Source organism: Bacillus cereus group sp. BfR-BA-01408 (genome assembly GCF_022663305.1).
Lineage (GTDB): Bacteria > Bacillota > Bacilli > Bacillales > Bacillaceae_G > Bacillus_A > Bacillus_A pacificus.
Genome location: NZ_JAKUFF010000390.1, coordinates 1 through 201 on the forward strand (window position 1 = coordinate 1; position 201 = coordinate 201).

Sequence of the window (201 nt, forward strand, 5' to 3'; positions counted from 1 at the left end):
TCGGTTGTTGCTCTTGTTGTTTCTCTTCTTGTGCTTTTTGCTGTTCTGGTTGTTTATTTACAGCTGGTTGTTCTTTCGGTTGTTCTTTCGGTTGTTCTTGTTGTTTCTCTTCTTTCTTTACTTCCGGCTGTGCCTGCGTCTTGTCTTCTTTCGGCTTCTCTTCTACTTTTTGTTCTTGTTTCTCTTTCTGTTCGTCTTGCT

1 pseudogene is annotated in these 201 nt (G+C 40.8%); it reads right to left on the reverse strand.

The features are described 5' to 3' along the window. A pseudogene (locus tag MR083_RS28415) lies at positions 1–201 on the reverse strand (DUF4430 domain-containing protein); the annotation flags it as partial.